Source organism: Arthrobacter sp. sptzw42, assembly GCF_059089685.1.
This window is the reverse complement of sequence record NZ_JBNHEX010000006.1, coordinates 79,682-98,037: the sequence shown is the minus strand read 5'-3', so window position 1 is coordinate 98,037 and position 18,356 is coordinate 79,682. Positions and strand designations below refer to the sequence as shown.

The following is an 18,356-nucleotide window of genomic DNA, read 5'->3' as shown; positions in this document are numbered from 1 at the left end:
GCGACAAAGATGAAACTGTTGCGAGAGGAGTCCTGCGATGAGCACTGTGGACAGCTTCGGTTCAAAAGGCAAACTTAATGTAGCCGGAACCGATTATGAAATTTTCCGGTTGAACTCCGTTGAAGGTGCAGAAAACCTTCCGTTCAGCCTCAAGGTATTGCTTGAAAACCTGTTGAGGACCGAGGACGGCGCGAACATCACTGCCGATCACGTCCGCGCCTTGGCAGGCTGGGATCCCAACGCCCAGCCCGATACAGAAATCCAGTTCACGCCTGCACGCGTGATCATGCAGGACTTCACCGGCGTTCCCTGCGTGGTTGACCTGGCGACGATGCGTGAAGCAGTCAAGGAACTGGGCGGTGACCCCAAGCGGGTGAACCCCCTGGCACCTGCCGAAATGGTCATCGACCACTCGGTCCAGATCGACGCCTTCGGCAACTCCGGCGCACTGGAGCGCAACATGGAGATCGAATACCAGCGCAACGGGGAGCGTTACCAGTTCCTGCGCTGGGGCCAGACCGCCTTTGACGACTTCAAGGTGGTTCCTCCCGGAACCGGCATCGTGCACCAGGTCAACATCGAGTACCTGGCCCGCACCGTGATGACCCGCGAAGTTGACGGCGCCCTGCGCGCCTACCCCGACACCTGCGTCGGCACTGACTCGCACACCACCATGGTCAACGGCCTGGGCGTCCTCGGCTGGGGCGTCGGCGGCATCGAAGCCGAGGCTGCCATGCTGGGCCAGCCCGTGTCCATGCTGATCCCGCGCGTTGTGGGCTTCAAGCTGACCGGTTCCATTCCGGCCGGTGCCACCGCGACGGACGTTGTTCTCACCATCACTGAACAGCTCCGCAAGCACGGTGTTGTGGGCAAGTTCGTGGAGTTCTACGGGGAAGGCGTGGCCGCTGTGCCGCTCGCCAACCGCGCCACCATCGGCAACATGAGCCCGGAATTCGGTTCCACGGCTGCCATGTTCCCGATCGACGACGTCACCCTGGATTACCTGCGCCTCACCGGCCGCTCGGAGCAGAACGTCGCCCTCGTTGAGGCATACGCGAAGGAACAGGGCCTGTGGCACGATCCTTCCCGCGAGATCAAGTTCTCCGAGTACCTGGAACTGGACCTGTCCACCGTTGTTCCGTCCATCGCCGGCCCCAAGCGCCCGCAGGACCGGATCGAGCTGACCGAGGCTAAGGACGAGTTCCGGCACGACCTGAAGAACTACGTCTCGCACGACGCCAACGCCGGTACCCTGGACGAATCGCTGGAAGAAACCTTCCCGGCCTCCGACTCGCCCTCCTTCACCGCCGGAGCCACCCACATCTCCGACACCGACCGCGAGCCCCCGAAATACTCGGCGGGCCACGGGGGAGCGGGACGCACCAGCAACCCCGTCCCGGTCAAGATGGAGGACGGCCGCGAGTTCGAACTGGACCACGGTGCAGTCACCATCGCATCCATCACGTCCTGCACCAACACGTCCAACCCGTCGGTCATGCTGGCCGCCGCAGTCCTGGCCCGCAACGCCGTGGACAAGGGCCTTACGTCCAAGCCCTGGGTGAAGACGTCGGTTGCCCCCGGCTCCAAGGTGGTCACCGATTACTACGAGAAGTCCGGCCTGACCCCCTACCTGGAGAAGCTCGGCTTCTACATCGTGGGCTACGGCTGCGCCACCTGCATCGGTAACTCCGGCCCGCTGGAAACCGAAGTTTCGGAAGCCATCCAGTCAAACGACCTCGCCGTTGCGGCCGTCCTCTCCGGCAACCGCAACTTCGAAGGCCGCATCAACCCGGACGTCAAGATGAACTACCTGGCCTCCCCGCCGCTGGTCATTGCCTACGCCCTGGCCGGTTCCATGGACTTCGATTTCGAAACCGACGCACTGGGCCAGGACCAGGCCGGCAACGACGTCTTCCTGAAGGACATTTGGCCGAACACGGTTGAGGTCCAGCAGGTCATCGATTCCTCGATCGACAAGGAAATGTTCGCCAAGGGCTACGAAGGCGTCTTTGAGGGTGACGACCGCTGGAAGGCGCTTGATACCCCCGCCGGTGACACGTTCGCCTGGGATCCGAACTCCACGTACGTCCGGAAGCCCCCGTACTTCGAGGGCATGAAGGCCAAGCCCGAGCCGGTCAAGGACATCACGGGCGCCCGTGTGCTCCTGAAGCTGGGTGATTCGGTCACCACCGACCACATCTCACCGGCCGGTTCCTTCAAGTCCGACACCCCTGCGGGCCAGTACCTGCTGGCCAACGGCGTGGAGCGCAAGGACTTCAACTCCTACGGCTCGCGCCGCGGCAACCACGAGGTCATGATCCGCGGAACCTTCGCGAACATCCGGATCAAGAACCAGATCCTGGACGGCGTCGAAGGTGGCTTCACCCGCGACTTCACCCAGGAAGGCGGCCCGCAGGCCTACGTTTACGACGCTGCGCAGAACTACCAGGCCGCCGGCACTCCGCTGGTTGTCCTGGCCGGTAAAGAATACGGTTCAGGTTCCTCCCGCGACTGGGCTGCCAAGGGTACTGCCCTGCTGGGTGTCAAGGCAGTCATTGCCGAGAGCTACGAGCGCATCCACCGCTCCAACCTCATCGGCATGGGCGTCCTGCCCCTTCAGTTCCCGGCCGGTGAATCGGCTGCAACCCTGGGCCTGTCCGGCACGGAAACGTTCTCCGTGGAGGGCGTCACCGCCCTGAACGAGGGCACCACGCCGAGGACCCTCAAGGTCACCGCGACAGCCGGGGACGGCAGCTCGACGTCGTTCGACGCCGTGCTGCGCATCGATACTCCGGGTGAAGCGGACTACTACCGCAACGGCGGCATCCTGCAGTACGTACTGCGCCAGATCTCCGCCAACTAGCGGTAACTGCCAAGCAGGCACCACCTGCTGAAGCCCCGGCCGGTCACCGACCAGCCGGGGCTTCGGCTTTGCGGCTAAGTCTGGTCCTGCTGACCAAGGCGTTAGAGTTAAACGGCACGTCTACCACCTGAAGGAGGGGTCATTGGGAATCTTGGACACCATCCGGAATCCGCAGGACCTGAACGAGTTGTCCGAAGAACAGCTGGAGCAGCTGGCTTCGGAGGTCAGGGATTTCCTGATCACGAACGTCTCGCAGACGGGCGGGCATCTCGGACCCAACCTCGGCGTGGTGGAACTGACACTGGCCGTGCACCGCATCTTTGACTCTCCCCGCGACAGCATTGTCTTTGATACCGGCCACCAGTCGTATGTGCACAAACTGCTGACGGGCCGCCAGGACTTCAGCACGCTGCGCCAGGAGGGCGGCCTCTCCGGCTATCCGTCCCGCGCCGAATCCGAACACGACATCGTCGAAAGCTCGCACGCTTCCTCGTCGCTGTCCTGGGCTGACGGCATCTCGCGCGCCCGGCAGCTCACCGGGGAAGGCGACCGGCACGTCGTCGCCGTGGTGGGCGACGGCGCGCTCACCGGAGGCATGGCCTGGGAAGCCATCAACAACATCGCCGCCGACAAGCGGCGCCGGGTGGTCATTGTGGTCAATGACAACGGCCGGTCCTATGCCCCCACCGTGGGCGGCTTTGCCGATTACCTCGCTTCCCTGCGCCCCACTATCGATTCCTTCCGCACAGCTCCTGCCTATGAGGTGGCGCTGGACTGGTGGAAGAAGAAGCTGCAGGACGGCGGGCCGGCGGGCCAGTTCACCTACAAGAGCCTGCATGCCATGAAGAAGGGCATTAAGGACTGGTGGGCGCCGCAGGGCATGTTCGAAGACTTGGGCATGAAGTACATCGGCCCGGTGGACGGCCATAACCTCCAGGCAATGGAGAACGCCTTGTCCACCGCCAAGCACTACGCGGGCCCGGTGATCGTCCATGCCATGACCGAAAAGGGCCATGGCTACGCACCGGCACGGGCGCACGAAGCGGACCAGTTCCACGCTGTGGGCATCATTGACCCCGAAACCGGGGAACCCACCGGCACCGCCGGGGCCCAGTCGTGGACCTCCGTTTTCGCTGACGAGATTGCTGCCATTGCCGATGAGCGGAAGGACGTCGTCGGCCTCACCGGCGCCATGCTCATTCCGGTAGGCCTGCACAAGTTCGCGGCCCGGCACCCGGAGCGGGTCATCGACGTCGGAATTGCCGAACAGCACGCCCTGACCTCCGCGGCGGGCATGGCGTTCGGCGGCCTGCACCCCGTGGTTGCCGTCTACGCCACCTTCCTGAACCGGGCCTTCGACCAACTCCTGATGGACGTCGCCCTGCACAAGGCCGGCGTGACGATCGTCCTGGACCGTGCGGGTGTGACAGGGCCGGACGGCGCCAGCCACCACGGCATGTGGGACATGTCCATGGTCCAGATCGTCCCGGGCCTCCACTTGGCTGCGCCCCGGGATGCCAGCAGGCTGCGCGAGGAACTCCGGGAGGCCGTAGCCATCGGCGACGCGCCCACCGTGGTCCGGTTCTCCAAGGGATCCGTAGGCGCCGAAGTGGAAGCACTCGAACGGCTCAGCGACGGCGTGGACGTCCTGTCCCGCAGGCCCAGCGGTTCCACCGAAAACGATGTCCTGATCATCTCAGTGGGTGCCATGTCCGAGCTCGCCCTCGATGTGGCTAACCGCCTCGGCGCGCAAGGCATCAGCACCACCGTGGTGGACCCGCGCTGGGTGCTCCCCGTTCCACGCTCCATCATCGCCCTGGCATCCCACCACCGCCTGGTGATCTGCATCGAGGACGGCGTCCGCGCCGGCGGTGTAGGCTCCCGCATCCGCCAGGAAATGCGCGCAGCAGGCGTGGACACAGCCCTGAACGAGGTGGGCCTGCCGGTCGAATTCCTCGACCACGGCACCCGCAAGCAGGTCCTGGAACGCGTGGGCCTTACGGCACAGCAGATAACGCACGACGTCGTCGCCCAGGTCCTCGGGACAAAAGTCCCCTTTGCGCGTCCCCTGCCCGGCCAGCAGCACCCCACCACCGGCAGTCTTCCGATCCTGTGAGGGGCGAGGACCTACTGAAGTATCCGGGCGTCCTGGGGGAGCCGGAAGCTGAAGACCAGCCCGGGACGAGCCGCGAACCGCAGCACCTGGAACCCGGCCACCTGGTCGTCGCACGGAACCGGAAGTGGAACGGCAAAGCTCATTGGGTTGTCCCTGGGCGCTACCTGGGCGAGGACCGGCATGGCTGGTGGATTTTCCAGGGAACCAATGAATTCTGCTCCCGGCCCGGTGCTGCCTTCTACACCAAGTCGGACGCCGTACTCCTTGTGCCGCGCGAGGGCGACTGGGTTGCCACCTTCTACGACGACGCGCACCCCGGCGGTGTGAGGATCTATATAGACCTGGCCGTAGCGCACGAATGGCACCCCATCCGACCGGCCGTGACGGAGTTCCACGTCATCGACATGGACCTTGACGTGGTGCGGACAGCAGGGCGCGGCGTGTTCATCGACGACGAGGACGAGTTTGCCGAACACCGGGTCGCCATGGACTACCCGGCAGCCTTGGTGGAAACACTCGAGGCCTGTGCGGACCAGCTTTACCAGGCCGTTAAGGCACAGCAGGCACCCTTCGACGGCACGGACGTCGAATGGTTTACAAAGGGACGTTCATGAGCGGAATTGTCAGGGTCTACAAACGGGACGAAGAGGGTACCCTCCATTTCCGGGAAGCCTGGTTCGATGAGGACTACAACCAGTTCCTGATGAACTACGGAGTTGTGGGGCACCAGAGCAAGACAGAGGAAACCGACGTCCCGGATGCGGCTGCAGCCGAAGGGCTGTTGGACGCCTTTGCCGTGCAGTGCGCCGAGGACGGCTACGCCGAAATCCCGTACGAGGAACAGTTCTGGGTAGTGGCCCAGTTTGCGCTCAAAACCAGGGAAGGTACCGACAGGGACCGCTACCTGGAAGAGAAGGCGACCGACGCCCTCATCAGCCATCTTGCCTGGCGCGGACTCGGAACTGTGGAACGCTCCGAATTCACGGACTACAAACTCAACATCTTCTGCCTCTGCCCCGACGTGAACAAGGCAGTCAGCGCCATTAAGGTGTGCAGCCGCGGCGAAGACCTGGACTTCACCAAGCTCAGCATCGGCGCGGCACCCTACAGCGATCCGCAGAACTTTAAGCTCAAGCACTCCGCCAAGCCCGCCAGCACCTTCAGCCTCTAGGAGCGTCCGTGACCACCTACCGCCGCGTCGGGAAGTCCGGCCTGACCGTCTCCACCGTCGGGCTGGGCTGCAACAACCTGGGCCGGGCCAGCACCGTCACGGAGTCGCAGGAGTCCACCAACGCCGTGGTCCACGCGGCGGTGGATGCCGGAATCACCCTGTTCGACGTCGCCGACACCTATGGCCGGGAACCCGGACTGAGCGAAACGATGCTGGGCAAGGCCCTCGGGAACCGGCGTGCCGGCGTCGTGCTGGCCACCAAGTTCGGCATGGACATGAAGGGCGCAAGCGGGCCGGACTTCGGTGCCCGCGGCTCACGCCGCTACATCGTCCAGGCCGTGGAGGCCTCGCTGCGGAGGCTGGCCACCGATTGGATCGACCTCTACCAGTTCCACACCCCTGATCCGCTGACCCCCATTGACGAAACACTGTCCGCACTGGATGCCCTCGTCAGCAGCGGCAAGGTCCGGTACATCGGGCATTCCAACCGTGCAGGGTGGCAGATCGCCCAGGCGGAGTACGTGGCCCGCGAACTCGGCAGCGTCCGCTTCATCTCCACGCAAAACCACTACAACCTCCTGGACCGGCGGGCCGAGCTTGAGGTGACACCGGCAGCCGAAGAGTTCGGGCTGGGGGTCCTGCCGTATTTCCCCCTTGCAAACGGACTGCTGACCGGCAAATACTCGCCCGGGCACGCCCCGGACGGTTCCAGGCTCAGCCACACCCGCAAGCACCTGGTCCACGACGCCGACTGGGACCAGTTGGACCGGTTCAGCAGCTTTGCCAGGGAACGCGGGCTGACCGAGATCCAGGTTGCTTTTTCCTGGCTGGCGGTCCAGCCCTCGGTGGCCAGTGTCATTGCCGGCGCCACCACGCCGGCGCAGGTCCGCCAGAACGCGGAATCGGCGGATTGGTTGCCTTCGGAAAAGGACCTTGCGGAACTGGACGAAATTTTCCCTGCCGCTCCCAAGGTGGCTCTGTTCTAGGCCGGCCATGACAGCCTTCCTGCTGGACGTTGACACCGGCATCGACGACGCCCTGGCCCTTGCCTACCTTGCCGCCTTGCCTGACACGGAATTCGTCTCCGTCACCGCAACCCCGGGAAACGTTGACGTGGACCAGGTGGCGCGCAACACCCTGGCCTTGCTGGAGCTCTGCGGCCGAACGGGGGTGGAAGTGGCTATCGGCGCGCGCGGGCCGCTGGCCATACCGCTGCTGACCACTCCCGAAACCCACGGCCCCCAGGGCATCGGCCACGCAGTCCTGCCCGAACCGGTCGGCAAAGTGTCGCCCCGCAACGCCGTCGACCTGTGGGTTGAGCACGCCAGGGCACGGCCGGGGGAGCTGACCGCGCTCATCACCGCACCCCTGACCAACTTTGCGCTGGCGCTTCGGCAGGAACCGCGACTGCCTGCGCTGCTGGCCAAAGTGGTGATCATGGGCGGCAGCTTCTACCACCAGGGCAACACAACGCCCACCGCAGAATGGAACACGCACGTGGACCCGCACGCGGCCAAGGAAGTGTATGCCGCTTTCCAGGGCTTGCCGCCGGAAAAGCTGCCCATCGTGTGTTCCCTGGACACCACCGAGCGGATGGAACTGCATCCCGAACATGTCCGGCAGCTGGCAGAGGCGGCCGGGGCAAGGGTTCCGGAACTGGTGCTGCCCGACCAGCCGGAGGGCCAGCGCAGCAGCTCCGACAACACCCTGATCCGGCACCTTTCCGATGCGCTCCGGTTCTACTTCGAGTTCCACCGCCACTACGACCAAGGCTATCTGGCCCACGTCCATGACTACTTCGCCGCCGGCGTCGCGGCAGGAACACTGGACTTCGAGGCCCGCCCCGCCACCGTGGACGTGGAAACCGGATCGAAGATGCTGATGGGCACCACCGTCGCCGATTTCCGCGGCCTTTGGGGCCAGCCGCCGAACGCCCGGGTGGTGTCCGCCAACCATCCCGGCGCTGCCTTCCGGGAGCTGGTGTTGGCCGTCGGAAATCTGGCCCGCCGCGTGGGCTGAGCCTTGACCGGGTCCCCATCGCGGAGGCGCCCGTGCACCGGTAGAATAGTCCGCGGACCGGACAGGCGCAGCTGCCTGGCCGCAGCTGCCGAGGTGACATACGCAGCGTTCCATCCCGGCCCGGGATTCCCGGGCCGGCCGTGCGCACCCCTCTAAGGAACTCCATGTCATCGCCCTCCCTGACGCTGCCGTCCCCGGCACCGGCCGCCGCCCGCAAACGACGGGTACTGGAAATCCTCGGCGCCCTGGCCATCGCCGGCACCTACGTCTACCTGGTCCTCAACCAGCCCGCAGACATCACCGGCGGGCCAGGCAGCGCTTCGGCCCTGATCGCACTGTCCGGTTTCCTCGCCGGCGCCGTCCTCCTCGTTGTTGCAGTCCTGCCCACCCTGCCCACATCAACCGTGGTGCTGATCCCGGTGGCCCTGGTGCTGAACATCGTGCTCGGACAGTTCGTCGGCAGCACCCTGGTCCCGTTCTACCTTGACGCGATCGGTACCGTCCTCATTGCGGTCCTCGCCGGCCCGGCTGCCGGGGCAGCAACCGGTGCGTTGAGCAGCATCGTCTGGTCCTTCTTCAACCCCACCGTGCTGCCGTTCGCGGCCGGTGCGGCACTGATCGGTTGCCTTGCCGGGCTGGCTGCCAAGCATGGTTTCTTCCGCCGTTTCTACCTCGCGCCCGTCGCCGGGTTCCTCACGGGGATCATCGGCGGAGTGGTCTCGGCCCCGGTGGCCGCCTTCGTTTTCGGCGGTACATCCGGCGTGGCCACCGGAGCGATCGTCAGTGCCTTCCGGTCCATGGGGGACACCCTCCTGGCCGCCATCACCAAGCAGGCACTCATCTCCGACCCCATGGACAAAGCCATCGTGTTCACCGTGGTGGCCGTACTGGCCTACGCCCTGCCCCGCCGTGCAAGCCTGCAGTTTCCGTTTGTCCGGCGGCACCGGGTGCTGGCCGGCAAGGCTCGCGGACAGGGTTCCTGACCGCCTTCCCATGCGACTGCATCCGCTGACATCCCTCGCGGCTGCCGGCAGTACCGCGGTCATCACGACGGCGGCAGCGAGCTGGCCGCTGTCCCTCGCCGTGATCGCGGCCGCCGTAGGTGTCTCGGCGTGGGGCGGGACGCTCCGCCGCCTGTTGCCCGCGGCAACTGCGGTCCTGGTGCCGCTGTGCCTGTCGCTGGTGGTCCTGCACGGCCTGTTTTTCCCCGAAGGGGCTACGGTGCTGGCATCGTGGGGACCCGCGCGGATCACCACTGAAGGGTTGTCGTTTGTACTCCAGAGGGCAGCGCAGCTGGGCGCTGCGGTCCTGGCTCTCCTGGTGTTTTCCTTCAGTGTCAGCGTTCCGGACCTGGTGGCGGCGCTGTCCGCGAAGGGCGTCCGGAGCCGGGTTGCTTTCGTGCTGGCGTCCACACTGACGTTGCTGCCTGCCGTCACGTCCCGTATGGAACGTATCCGGCAGGCGCAGGAAGCGCGGGGGCTGGTGATTCGGCGCGGCCTGCTGCACCGGATGGCCGCTTTCCGGCTGCAGGCCGTTCCCCTGGTTTCAGCGCTGGTGGAGGACGCCGGAACCCGCGCTGCAGCCCTCGAGGCCCGGGGATTCGGCAGCGCCGGCCCCAGCACCAGCTACCGGGACGTGCCGGACCGGCCCCTCGAACGGTTGCTGCGCGTCCTTTTGCTCCTGGCCGCTGTGGCTGCCGTAGTAGCCCGCGTGTGGCAGGCGGCGGCCTAGGTGCATACCTCCACTGCCCTTGGCGCAGGAATCAGCAGCTTTTCCTTCCACGGGGAAGACGCTCCCGTCCTTCAAGACGTGGCCATCTCCTGCGCCCCCGGGACCCTCACGGCAATCCTTGGTGGATCCGGAAGCGGCAAGTCCACGCTGGGCAGGCTTCTCGCCGGATGGCTGTCACCCGGCCGGGACGGGCACCTTCAGGGGCACCTCGAACTGGCAGGATCCAGGCTGGACTTTACCGGTACCGCCGGCGACCCGCGCCTCAACCCCGCCGAATGGGGTACACGCGTGGGGTTCGTGCCGCAGGACCCCGCCGGAGCACTGTCAACTGTCAGGGCCACCGTGGCCGAAGAACTCGCTTTTGGACTCGAAAATGCGGGCCTGGACCGTGGAGCCATGCATGCCGCCGTGGAACGTACTGCGGGGCTGCTGGGACTTTCCCGGCTGATGTCCCGCCACCCTGACACCCTGTCCGGGGGAGAGTTGCGCCGCCTGGCCACCGGCTGTGCTGTGATAGCTGAGCCGGAGGTACTGGTCCTGGACGAGCCCTTTGCCTCCCTCGACGCCGCCGGGACGGGCGAACTGGTGCTCCTGCTGCGTAAGCTCGTGGCCGGCGGTACTTCCGTCGTCGTCCTCAGCCAGGTGATGGATGAGGTGCTGCTGGAGGCCGACCGGTGGATTGTCCTCGACGCCGGCACGGTAACCGCCAGCGGTACGCCCACGGAACTGCACCAAGCGGCCGGTTGTCTGCCGCCGGCGATCCGGCGGCCCATCAGGCAGCTGGATTTCCAGAAGGCGGCCGGTACCACCGCAGCGGAGCCCGTCCTGGAGCTCCGGGGCGTGACCTTCGGGTATCACGGACGTCCGCGCCGGGTTGGGATGGCCAAGGCAGCCAGCCGCGGGGGCGCCGGGCACCACCGGATCACGGTCCTGCAGGGAGTCGATCTCGTGCTCCGGCCGGGGGAGGTTGTTGCCGTTACCGGACCCAACGGGGCGGGCAAATCCACACTCCTTCGCCACCTCAACGGATTGGTGCGGCCAACATCGGGCAGCGTCCTGGTTGGTGGGAAGAACATTGCCGGCGTGCCCGCCGGGGAGGTCGCCGCGTCGGTGGGACTGCTTTTCCAGAACCCGCGCGACCAGCTTTTCGAACGGACTGCCGCACGGGAAGTCCGGTTCGGACTGGGCCGGAAGTTCGGTGCCGGCGAGGCTGCGGAAAGAACCGCGGGAGCTTTGGCCCTAGTGGGTTTGTCCGGAGCCGCCAATGACCACCCCGGCGAGTTGCCGGCCTCCGGCCAGCGGCTGCTCGCGCTGGCAACGGTCCTCGCCCGCAGGCCCTCCGTCCTTGCCCTTGACGAGCCCACGGTTGCACTGGACGGCCATGGCCTGGCCGTCCTGGACGCCGCTGTGCGGTCCGCAGCAGCGGCGGGGGCCGCCGTCGTCCTGGTCACCCATGACGTGCCCTACGCACGTTCCGTGGCGCACCATCTGTTGAAGCTCGACGGCGGACAGCTGCTGGAGGGCTGATGTCATCGGCGCCGGCACGCCAAAGGGCTCCGTCCGACGTGCCGCACGAAGCCCTCTGCAATGCCCGTGGGGCTGGGGGGGACTAGTTTTCGACGGACTGGCCTGCCGGGCGGGAGGCCACCCCTGGCGGGAGGAACCGTTTGCCGTTGACCCGCTCGGAGGCCCCCACGCGGTCAAGATAGGGCGTGATGCCGCCAAGGAACATCGGCCAGCCGGCGCCGAGAATCATGCACAGGTCAATGTCTTCGGGGCCGGCCACCACGCCTTCTTCGAGCATCAGGCCAATTTCCTCGGCAAGGGCATCCTGGGTGCGCCGCAGGGCCTCCTCCGGTGTGGAGGGGCTGGTTCCGAAAGACATCAGCGACAACGTGGCCTGCGGGATCTCCCGGGTACCGTCCGGGCCGGGAACCCACAGGCTCTTCACGCCGTTGTCGATCAGTTTCTGCAGGTTCGCGGACACCGGAAACCGGTCACCGAAGGCTGCGTGCAGCGACTCCTGGACGTGCTGGGCCACGGGGAGCCCCACCATGGCGCCGAGGGTGAAGGGAGTCATCGGCAGACCCATCGGCCGCAGGGCGTTGTCCGCCACCTCAGCGGGAGTACCTTCGTCAAAAGCGGCAGTGACTTCGCCCATCAGCCGCAGCAGGATCCTGTTGACTACAAATGCGGCGGCATCCCTGACCAGCACCCCCGTCTTTTTCAGCTCTTTGGCAAGCTCAAATGCAGTGGCCAGGACGGCGTCGTCGGTCCTCGGGGCACGGACAATTTCCAGCAGCGGCATAACGGCCACCGGGTTGAAGAAGTGGAAGCCCACCAGCCGTTCCGGGTGCTGGAGGTCCTTCGCCATTGCGGTGACGGACAGGGAGGACGTGTTGGTGGCCAGAATGCATTCCGGGGTGACGATTCCCTCGAGTTCGGCGAACACCTGCTTCTTGACGTTGAGCTCTTCAAAGACGGCTTCGATGACAAAGTCCGCGTCGGCGAAAACCTCCTTGGAAACGGACCCCGTCACCAGGGCCTTGGTTCGGTTGGCGGCGTCCTGGCTGATCCGCTTTTTGCCCAGCAGCTTGTCCACCTCGGCGTGGACGTAACCCACGCCTTTATCCACCCGGGCCTGGTCGATGTCCGTCATCACCACGGGAACCTTCAGTTGCCGCGCGAGAAGCAGCGCCAGCTGGCTGGCCATGAGGCCGGCTCCGACCACTCCCACCTTTGTGACCGGTCGCGCCAGCTTGCGGTCGGGGGCGCCTGCCGGGCGCTTGGACCGTTTTTGGACCAAATCCAGGAAGGCGTACACGGTGGCGCGGAACTCGTCGGTCTGCATCAGCCCGGCGAGGGTTTCGCACTCCAGCGCAGCGGACTCGGCCTGGGTCATGGTGCGGTTGGCTTCAAGGATGTCCAGGACCTTGGCCGGAGCGGGTGCGGCGTTGGACGTTTTGGCTTCCACCAGGGCCCGGCCGGCAGAAACGGCGGCCGCCCAGCGTGCTGCAGTGTCCGGGTGGGCGGGGTCGACGGCGTTGGCACGTTCCGCCTTGGCTTCGCCGGTGATGACTTTCGCGGCCCAGGCAAGGGACTGCTCCAGGAAGTCCGCAGGCTCGAACATCGCGTCGGCAATACCCAGCTCGAAGGCCTGGGGCCCGGTCAAAGTCCGGTTGTTGCTCAGCGGATTTTCGATCATGACTCGCACTGCGTTTTCCGGTCCGATGAGGCGCGGGAGGATATACACGCCGCCCCAGCCAGGCACCAGGCCGATGAACGCTTCCGGGAGCGCCAGCGCGCCGGCCCCTGTGGAGACGGTCCGGTAAGTGGACTGCAGGGCAATCTCCAGGCCGCCGCCGAGGGCTGTGCCGTTGATGAAGGCAAAGCTTGGCACCCCCACGTTGGCCAGCGTGCTGTAAACGTCGTGGCCAAGCTGGGCCATCCATAAACCATGCTCGCGTTTGTCCAGGGTCTTAACCGTGGAGAGGTCGGCACCGGCAACAAGGTAGTAGGGCTTGCCGGTGACACCCACGCCGATGATCTCACCGCGGCGGGCCCGCTCCCGGAGTTCCTCCAGTACGGTGCCGAGTTCCACCAGCGTGTTCGGGCCCAACGTGGTGGGCTTGGAATGGTCCAGGCCGTTGTCCAGCGTGATGAGGGCGAACGTGCCGGGGCTGGGTTTTCCCGCCTGGGCCGGAAGTTCAATGTCCTGGACGTAGGAGTGCGTCACGGTTTCATGAGGAAAGAGGCTGGCAAGCTGGGTGAAATCTGCGGCGCTCATGCTGCTCCTTCGGAAACGGTTTCGGTGGTTGCGGCGGATACCCCTTGCCGGGCTCCGGTGTAGTCGGTGTGGAGAGGGTTCTCCCAAATGACGGTGGCACCCATTCCCAGTCCTACGCACATGGTGGTGATGCCGTACCGCACGGAGGGGTCCTCCTCGAACTGCCGTGCGAGCTGGTTCATGAGCCGCACACCGGAGGAGGCGAGGGGGTGGCCCACGGCAATGGCGCCGCCGTAGCGGTTGACCCGGGGATCGTCGTCTGCAAGGCGGAAATGTTCGAGGAAGCTCAGCACCTGGACGGCAAAGGCTTCGTTGATCTCGAACAGCCCGATGTCCCCGATGGAGAGCCCCGCGTTCTTCAGGGCCTTTTCGGTGGCGGGAACGGGGCCGATGCCCATGACCTCGGGCTCAACTCCGGCATAGGCGTAGCTGACCAGGCGCATACGGATTGGCAGCCCCAGCTCAATAGCGGTTTCGGCGGATGCCAGGATGGCGGCGGTGGCGCCGTCGTTCAAACCTGCGGCGTTTCCGGCGGTGACACGGCCGTGGGCACGGAAGGGCGTGCGGAGGGTGGCGAGGTCAGCGATGGTGGTGCCTGGCCGGGGCGGCTCGTCCACGGTGTTCAGCGTCCAGCCCTGGCCCGGCTTCAGGGTTGCTACGGGCACCAGGTCCTGCTGGATGCGGCCCGCACGCCGGGCCTCGTCGAATTTCTTCTGGGAGGCCACCGCATAGGCATCAGTCCGCTCCTTGGTGATGGAAGGAAAACGGTCGTGCAGATTCTCGGCCGTATTGCCCATGTTCAGCGCGGCTGGATCAACGAGCCGCTCGGACATGAACCGCGGGTTCGGGTCCGCCCCCGAGCCCATGGGGTGGTTGCCCATGTGTTCCACACCGCCGGCGATGACCACGTCGTAGGCGCCAAAACCGATTCCGCCGGCGGTGGAGGTGACCGCTGTCATGGCACCGGCGCACATCCTGTCGATAGCGAAACCGGGCACAGTCCTGGGGAGCCCGGCCAGGAGGGCTGCCGTCCGTCCGAGGGTCAGGCCCTGGTCGCCGGCTTGCGTGGTGGCGGCGATGGCCACCTCGTCAATGCGTCCCGGCGGCAGCGACGGGTTGCGGCGCAGCAGCTCCCGGAGGCACTTGACTATCAGGTCATCCGCCCGGGTGCCGGCGTAGATGCCTTTTTCTCCCGCCCGGCCGAACGGTGTGCGGAGGCCGTCGACAAAAACGACGTCCCGGACAGTGCGGTTGGACGCGCTGCTTCCGTTGTTGCTCACGTTTAACTCCTCATCGAGACGTAGGCGTCAGTCCACTGCCGCAGGGCGGCAGGCAGCTGAACGGCAATACTTTCGATGTTACTCGCGAGTAACTTAGGCCGCAAGGGGTGAGGGTCAGCCCTGCTGTCCGGCAGCGGCCGCGTCCGGACGGGGTTCCCTCGGCGGCAATGGCTGTGGGTTGAGGAAAGCTTCCGTGATGAGCGGCGCCACCAGTTGCACCTGCCACTGACGGGCACCGAGGGTTCGGAGTTCCGCACCGACCGACGATTCGCTGATCTCCGCAGGGGGCCGCCACGCCACCCGGCGCAGGAAGTCCGGGGTCAGCAGGTTCTCCAGCGGTAGGTTCAGCTGATCCGCCTTCTCCTGCAGGAGCGGCCTGGCGGTGCCCAGCCGGGCCGCAGCTTCGGGATCCCTGTCTGCCCAGACGCGCGGCGGGGGCGGCGCGTTTGTGGCAAGGTGCAGCGGCGGAAGTTCTTCCAGGTCCCGGGCCGCGGCAATGCACCGCAGCCACCGGGGAGCCTCGCGCTGCGCGGCACGCCCATGAAAGCCTTTAGTGCCCAGCAGCTGGGGCACGGTGGAGGGCATGGCCTTGGCCGCGGCAACCAAGGCGGAGTCCGGAATGAGCCTGCCCGGGGCCACGTCCCGCTTTTGGGCCAGGGAATCGCGTTCCAGCCACAGTTCCCGCACAGCTGCAAGCTGCCGCCGGTCACGGATCTGGTGGAGGCCGGAGGTTTTCCGCCACGGGTCAACACGCGGCGGGGCGAGCCCGGCGTCCAGGATGGCCGCAAACTCCTGTTCCGCGTACTCCAGCTTGCCGTCAGCTTCCAGGAGTTCAATCAGCTCTTCGCGCAGCTCCGTGAGGACCTCAACGTCGAGGGCTGCGTAGCGCAGCCATGGCTCAGGAAGGGGCCGGGTGGACCAGTCTGCGGCCGAGTGTTCCTTCGCAAGCCCGAACCCCAGCAGCTGCTCGATAACGGCAGCCAGGCCAACCCGCGGCAGGCCTGCCAGGCGGGCTGCCAGTTCCGTGTCAAAGAGCCTGTCCGGCCACATGCCGAGTTCCGACAGACACGGCAGGTCCTGGCTGGCCGCGTGCAGGATCCATTCGACGCCGCGCAGGGCGTCGTTGATGATGTCCAGGTTGTCGAAAGGCTCCGGATCGATCAGCCACGTCCCGGCCCCCTCGCGGCGGATCTGGACGAGGAAGGCACGCTGTCCATAGCGGAAGCCGGAGGCCCGTTCTGCGTCAACTCCTGCAGGGCCGGTGCCTGCGGCGATGGCAGCCGCGCACCGCTCCAGCCCGGCTTGCGTTTCGATGACCAGCGGAACGCCGTCGCGGGGCGAATCGAGTTCGATGATTTGGGGGATGGGGCTGTCAAAGCCTTCCACCGTGATGTGGGGGGCGGTATCAGCAGCCGGAACGCCGGCCGTGGTGTTTTCCGGAATGTTAGGGGTCATGATGCCTTTAGTTTACCGGCCGGCCGTTGGCCGTATGGATCGCCGCTCCGCGCCGAAAGGCACAACAGCCGGGCTCCAAGCCGCACTGCAAGCCACCAGCTAGCTCCTGCGCCGGTTCGGGAGCTGGGTGACCCCGTCAGGAAGGGGTGGCAGGCCAGCAAAGGTGCACACCATGTCAGACCAGGCTTCGAGGTGTGCGGTTACGTCCGACGTGGCCGGAGTCCAGGACGCGCGAAGCTCGATGTCGATGGACCCGGGCCGTTCCGCAAGCGTTCCGAAGCTTTCCGAAAGAACCCTGGTGGCAGTGCCGCCGGCTGCGCGGTAGGGGGCTTTGTGGTTCTCGAGCGCCTCAACAAGCCAGGTCCAGGCCACTGTCCCCAGCATCTCGTCATTTCCCATTTCCGGCTCCAACTGGGCGCGGATGTAGGTGACGATGCGGAACTCCCCGTCCCACACCGCGGAGCCTTCCGGGTCGTGGAGCAGGATGAAGCGGCCCGTTGCCAGCTCAGTTTCGTCGTCGTCCGCTGTTCCTGACGCGGCGGCCAGCGCCATCGCCGCAGGGCCGTGCAGGGGAGTGGCGGCCGTCCCGGGCCCCGGTGAGAGGACCTCCGCCCCCAGCGCCACAGCGAAGGGCGCGAGCCGAGCCGGCGCGGGAATCTCCGCCAGGTGGAGTTCCTCCCGGCACCGGGCTTTCCTGAGGGTTCCCAAGGCGTGAAGAAATTCCGGGGGAACCTTGTCAAGTGCGTTCACCTTCGCAGGTTACGCAACTGGGCCGGTGACGGCGGGAAGGCTCGCCGTCACCGGACGCCGCCTAGCCGGACTGTCTGTTTTCATGGCCTTGAAGTTCATGGCGGATTGCTGCAACGAATGCATCGATGTCCTCCTCGGTGGTGTCAAACGAACACATCCACCGGACTTCCCCGGCAGCCTCGTTCCAGTCGTAGAAGCGGAAGGAGTTCCGCAGCCTGTCTGCCACACCGGCGGGCAGGACGGCAAAGACGCCGTTGGATTCGGTTTTCTGTGTGGGCTGAACGCCCTCAATGCTGTCCACGGCGGTGCGGAGCCTGGTGGCCATGGCATTGGCGTGGGTGGCCGACCGCAACCAGAGGTCGCCTTCCAGGAGGGCGATGAACTGGGCGGACATAAAACGCATCTTCGACGCCAGCTGCATGTTCATTTTTCGGAGGTACACCAGCCCGTGCGCAGCCTCCGGGTTCAGCGCCACCACCACTTCGCCAAACAGCAGCCCGTTCTTGGTGCCGCCGAAGGACAGGATGTCCACCCCGGCGTCGCGGGTGAAGGCCCGCAGCGGGACCTGGAGGTGGGCTGCCGCGTTGGCCAGCCGGGCGCCGTCCATGTGGAGCTTCATGCCTTTGGCGTGTGCGTGGTCAGCAATGGCCCGCACTTCTTCCGGGGTGTAGCACGTTCCCAGTTCCGTGGTCTGCGTGATGGAGACGGCGAGCGGCTGGGCGCGGTGCTCGTCGCCCCAGCCCCAGGCTTCCCGGTCGATCAGTTCGGGCGTGAGCTTGCCGTCCGGCGTGGGGACGTGCAGGAGCTTGATGCCGGCAATGCGTTCGGGCGCACCATTCTCATCCATGTTGATGTGCGCGGTGGAGGCACACACCACCGCGCCCCAGCGGGGCAGCAGCGACTGCAGCGACAGGACATTGGCGCCGGTGCCGTTAAAGACAGGGAAGCACTCAATGCCAGCCCCGAAGTGTTCCTCCATCAGTTCCTGCAGCCGGGCGGTGTAGTCATCTTCCCCATAGGAGACCTGGTGGCCGTCGTTGGCTGCCGCCAGGGCCGCGAGGACCTCCGGGTGAACCCCCGAGTAGTTGTCCGAGGCGAATCCGCGGATGGTGGGATCGTGCAGCCGGGTTCCGGCGGCAGTTTCTGCTGTTGTAGTCATGGCTTTGCTCACGCTTTCAGTCTAA

Annotated in this window: 14 protein-coding genes; 9 read left to right on the top strand and 5 right to left on the bottom strand. The window is 65.9% G+C overall.

Features of this window, described 5'->3' with window-relative positions:
* Nucleotides 1-37 precede the first annotated feature (37 nt).
* The 9 genes from AC5RT4_RS09845 (at nt 38) to AC5RT4_RS09805 (ending at nt 11,427) form a co-directional block, all read left to right on the top strand.
* Nucleotides 38-2,863: an aconitate hydratase gene (locus AC5RT4_RS09845; protein ID WP_494105601.1), complete on the top strand. Its 2,826-nt coding sequence runs from the start codon at nt 38-40 to the stop codon at nt 2,861-2,863.
* Nucleotides 2,864-3,005: 142 nt separating this feature from the next.
* The gene (gene dxs, locus AC5RT4_RS09840) at nt 3,006-4,979 is read left to right on the top strand and encodes a 1-deoxy-D-xylulose-5-phosphate synthase (protein WP_494039493.1); all 1,974 of its coding nucleotides are present in this window, start codon (nt 3,006-3,008) and stop codon (nt 4,977-4,979) included.
* Nucleotides 4,976-5,593 carry a DUF402 domain-containing protein gene (locus tag AC5RT4_RS09835; RefSeq protein ID WP_494105600.1) on the top strand — a complete coding sequence of 206 codons (618 nt, stop codon included), beginning with the start codon at nt 4,976-4,978 and terminating at the stop codon, nt 5,591-5,593. The genes dxs and AC5RT4_RS09835 overlap by 4 nt, the downstream gene beginning before the upstream one ends.
* A complete protein-coding gene (locus AC5RT4_RS09830) occupies nt 5,590-6,150 on the top strand; it encodes a hypothetical protein (RefSeq protein ID WP_494105599.1) in 561 nt (186 codons plus the stop codon). The genes AC5RT4_RS09835 and AC5RT4_RS09830 overlap by 4 nt, the downstream gene beginning before the upstream one ends.
* A gap of 8 nt (nt 6,151-6,158) precedes the next feature.
* Nucleotides 6,159-7,136 (top strand): aldo/keto reductase, encoded by a 978-nt coding sequence (locus AC5RT4_RS09825; RefSeq protein ID WP_494105598.1) that lies wholly within the window; start codon nt 6,159-6,161, stop codon nt 7,134-7,136.
* 7 nt (nt 7,137-7,143) lie between these two features.
* Nucleotides 7,144-8,169 (top strand): nucleoside hydrolase, encoded by a 1,026-nt coding sequence (locus AC5RT4_RS09820; protein WP_494105597.1) that lies wholly within the window; start codon nt 7,144-7,146, stop codon nt 8,167-8,169.
* A gap of 164 nt (nt 8,170-8,333) precedes the next feature.
* Entirely contained in the window at nt 8,334-9,152 is an 819-nt protein-coding gene (locus AC5RT4_RS09815; protein WP_494039498.1) for an ECF transporter S component, read from the top strand.
* A 10-nt stretch (nt 9,153-9,162) separates the two neighbouring features.
* Nucleotides 9,163-9,900, top strand: a complete 738-nt coding sequence (locus AC5RT4_RS09810; protein ID WP_494105596.1) for an energy-coupling factor transporter transmembrane component T — start codon at nt 9,163-9,165, stop codon at nt 9,898-9,900.
* Nucleotides 9,901-11,427, top strand: coding sequence for an ABC transporter ATP-binding protein (locus AC5RT4_RS09805; RefSeq protein WP_494105595.1), 1,527 nt, complete (start codon nt 9,901-9,903; stop codon nt 11,425-11,427).
* An 82-nt stretch (nt 11,428-11,509) separates the two neighbouring features.
* Here the strand turns inward: AC5RT4_RS09805 and AC5RT4_RS09800 are convergent, their stop codons facing one another.
* The 5 genes from AC5RT4_RS09800 to AC5RT4_RS09780 form a co-directional block, all read right to left on the bottom strand.
* Nucleotides 11,510-13,687 (bottom strand): 3-hydroxyacyl-CoA dehydrogenase NAD-binding domain-containing protein, encoded by a 2,178-nt coding sequence (locus AC5RT4_RS09800; RefSeq protein ID WP_494105594.1) that lies wholly within the window; start codon nt 13,685-13,687, stop codon nt 11,510-11,512.
* A complete protein-coding gene (locus AC5RT4_RS09795) occupies nt 13,684-14,967 on the bottom strand; it encodes a thiolase family protein (protein ID WP_494105593.1) in 1,284 nt (427 codons plus the stop codon). Before AC5RT4_RS09795 ends, AC5RT4_RS09800 begins: the two co-directional genes overlap by 4 nt.
* A gap of 114 nt (nt 14,968-15,081) precedes the next feature.
* Nucleotides 15,082-16,422, bottom strand: a complete 1,341-nt coding sequence (locus AC5RT4_RS09790; protein ID WP_494105592.1) for an HRDC domain-containing protein — start codon at nt 16,420-16,422, stop codon at nt 15,082-15,084.
* Nucleotides 16,423-16,521: 99 nt separating this feature from the next.
* The gene (locus AC5RT4_RS09785; protein WP_494039504.1) at nt 16,522-17,172 is read right to left on the bottom strand and encodes a DUF3000 domain-containing protein; all 651 of its coding nucleotides are present in this window, start codon (nt 17,170-17,172) and stop codon (nt 16,522-16,524) included.
* Nucleotides 17,173-17,233: 61 nt separating this feature from the next.
* Entirely contained in the window at nt 17,234-18,331 is a 1,098-nt protein-coding gene (locus AC5RT4_RS09780; protein WP_494105664.1) for a threonine aldolase family protein, read from the bottom strand.
* Nucleotides 18,332-18,356: the final 25 nt, after the last annotated feature.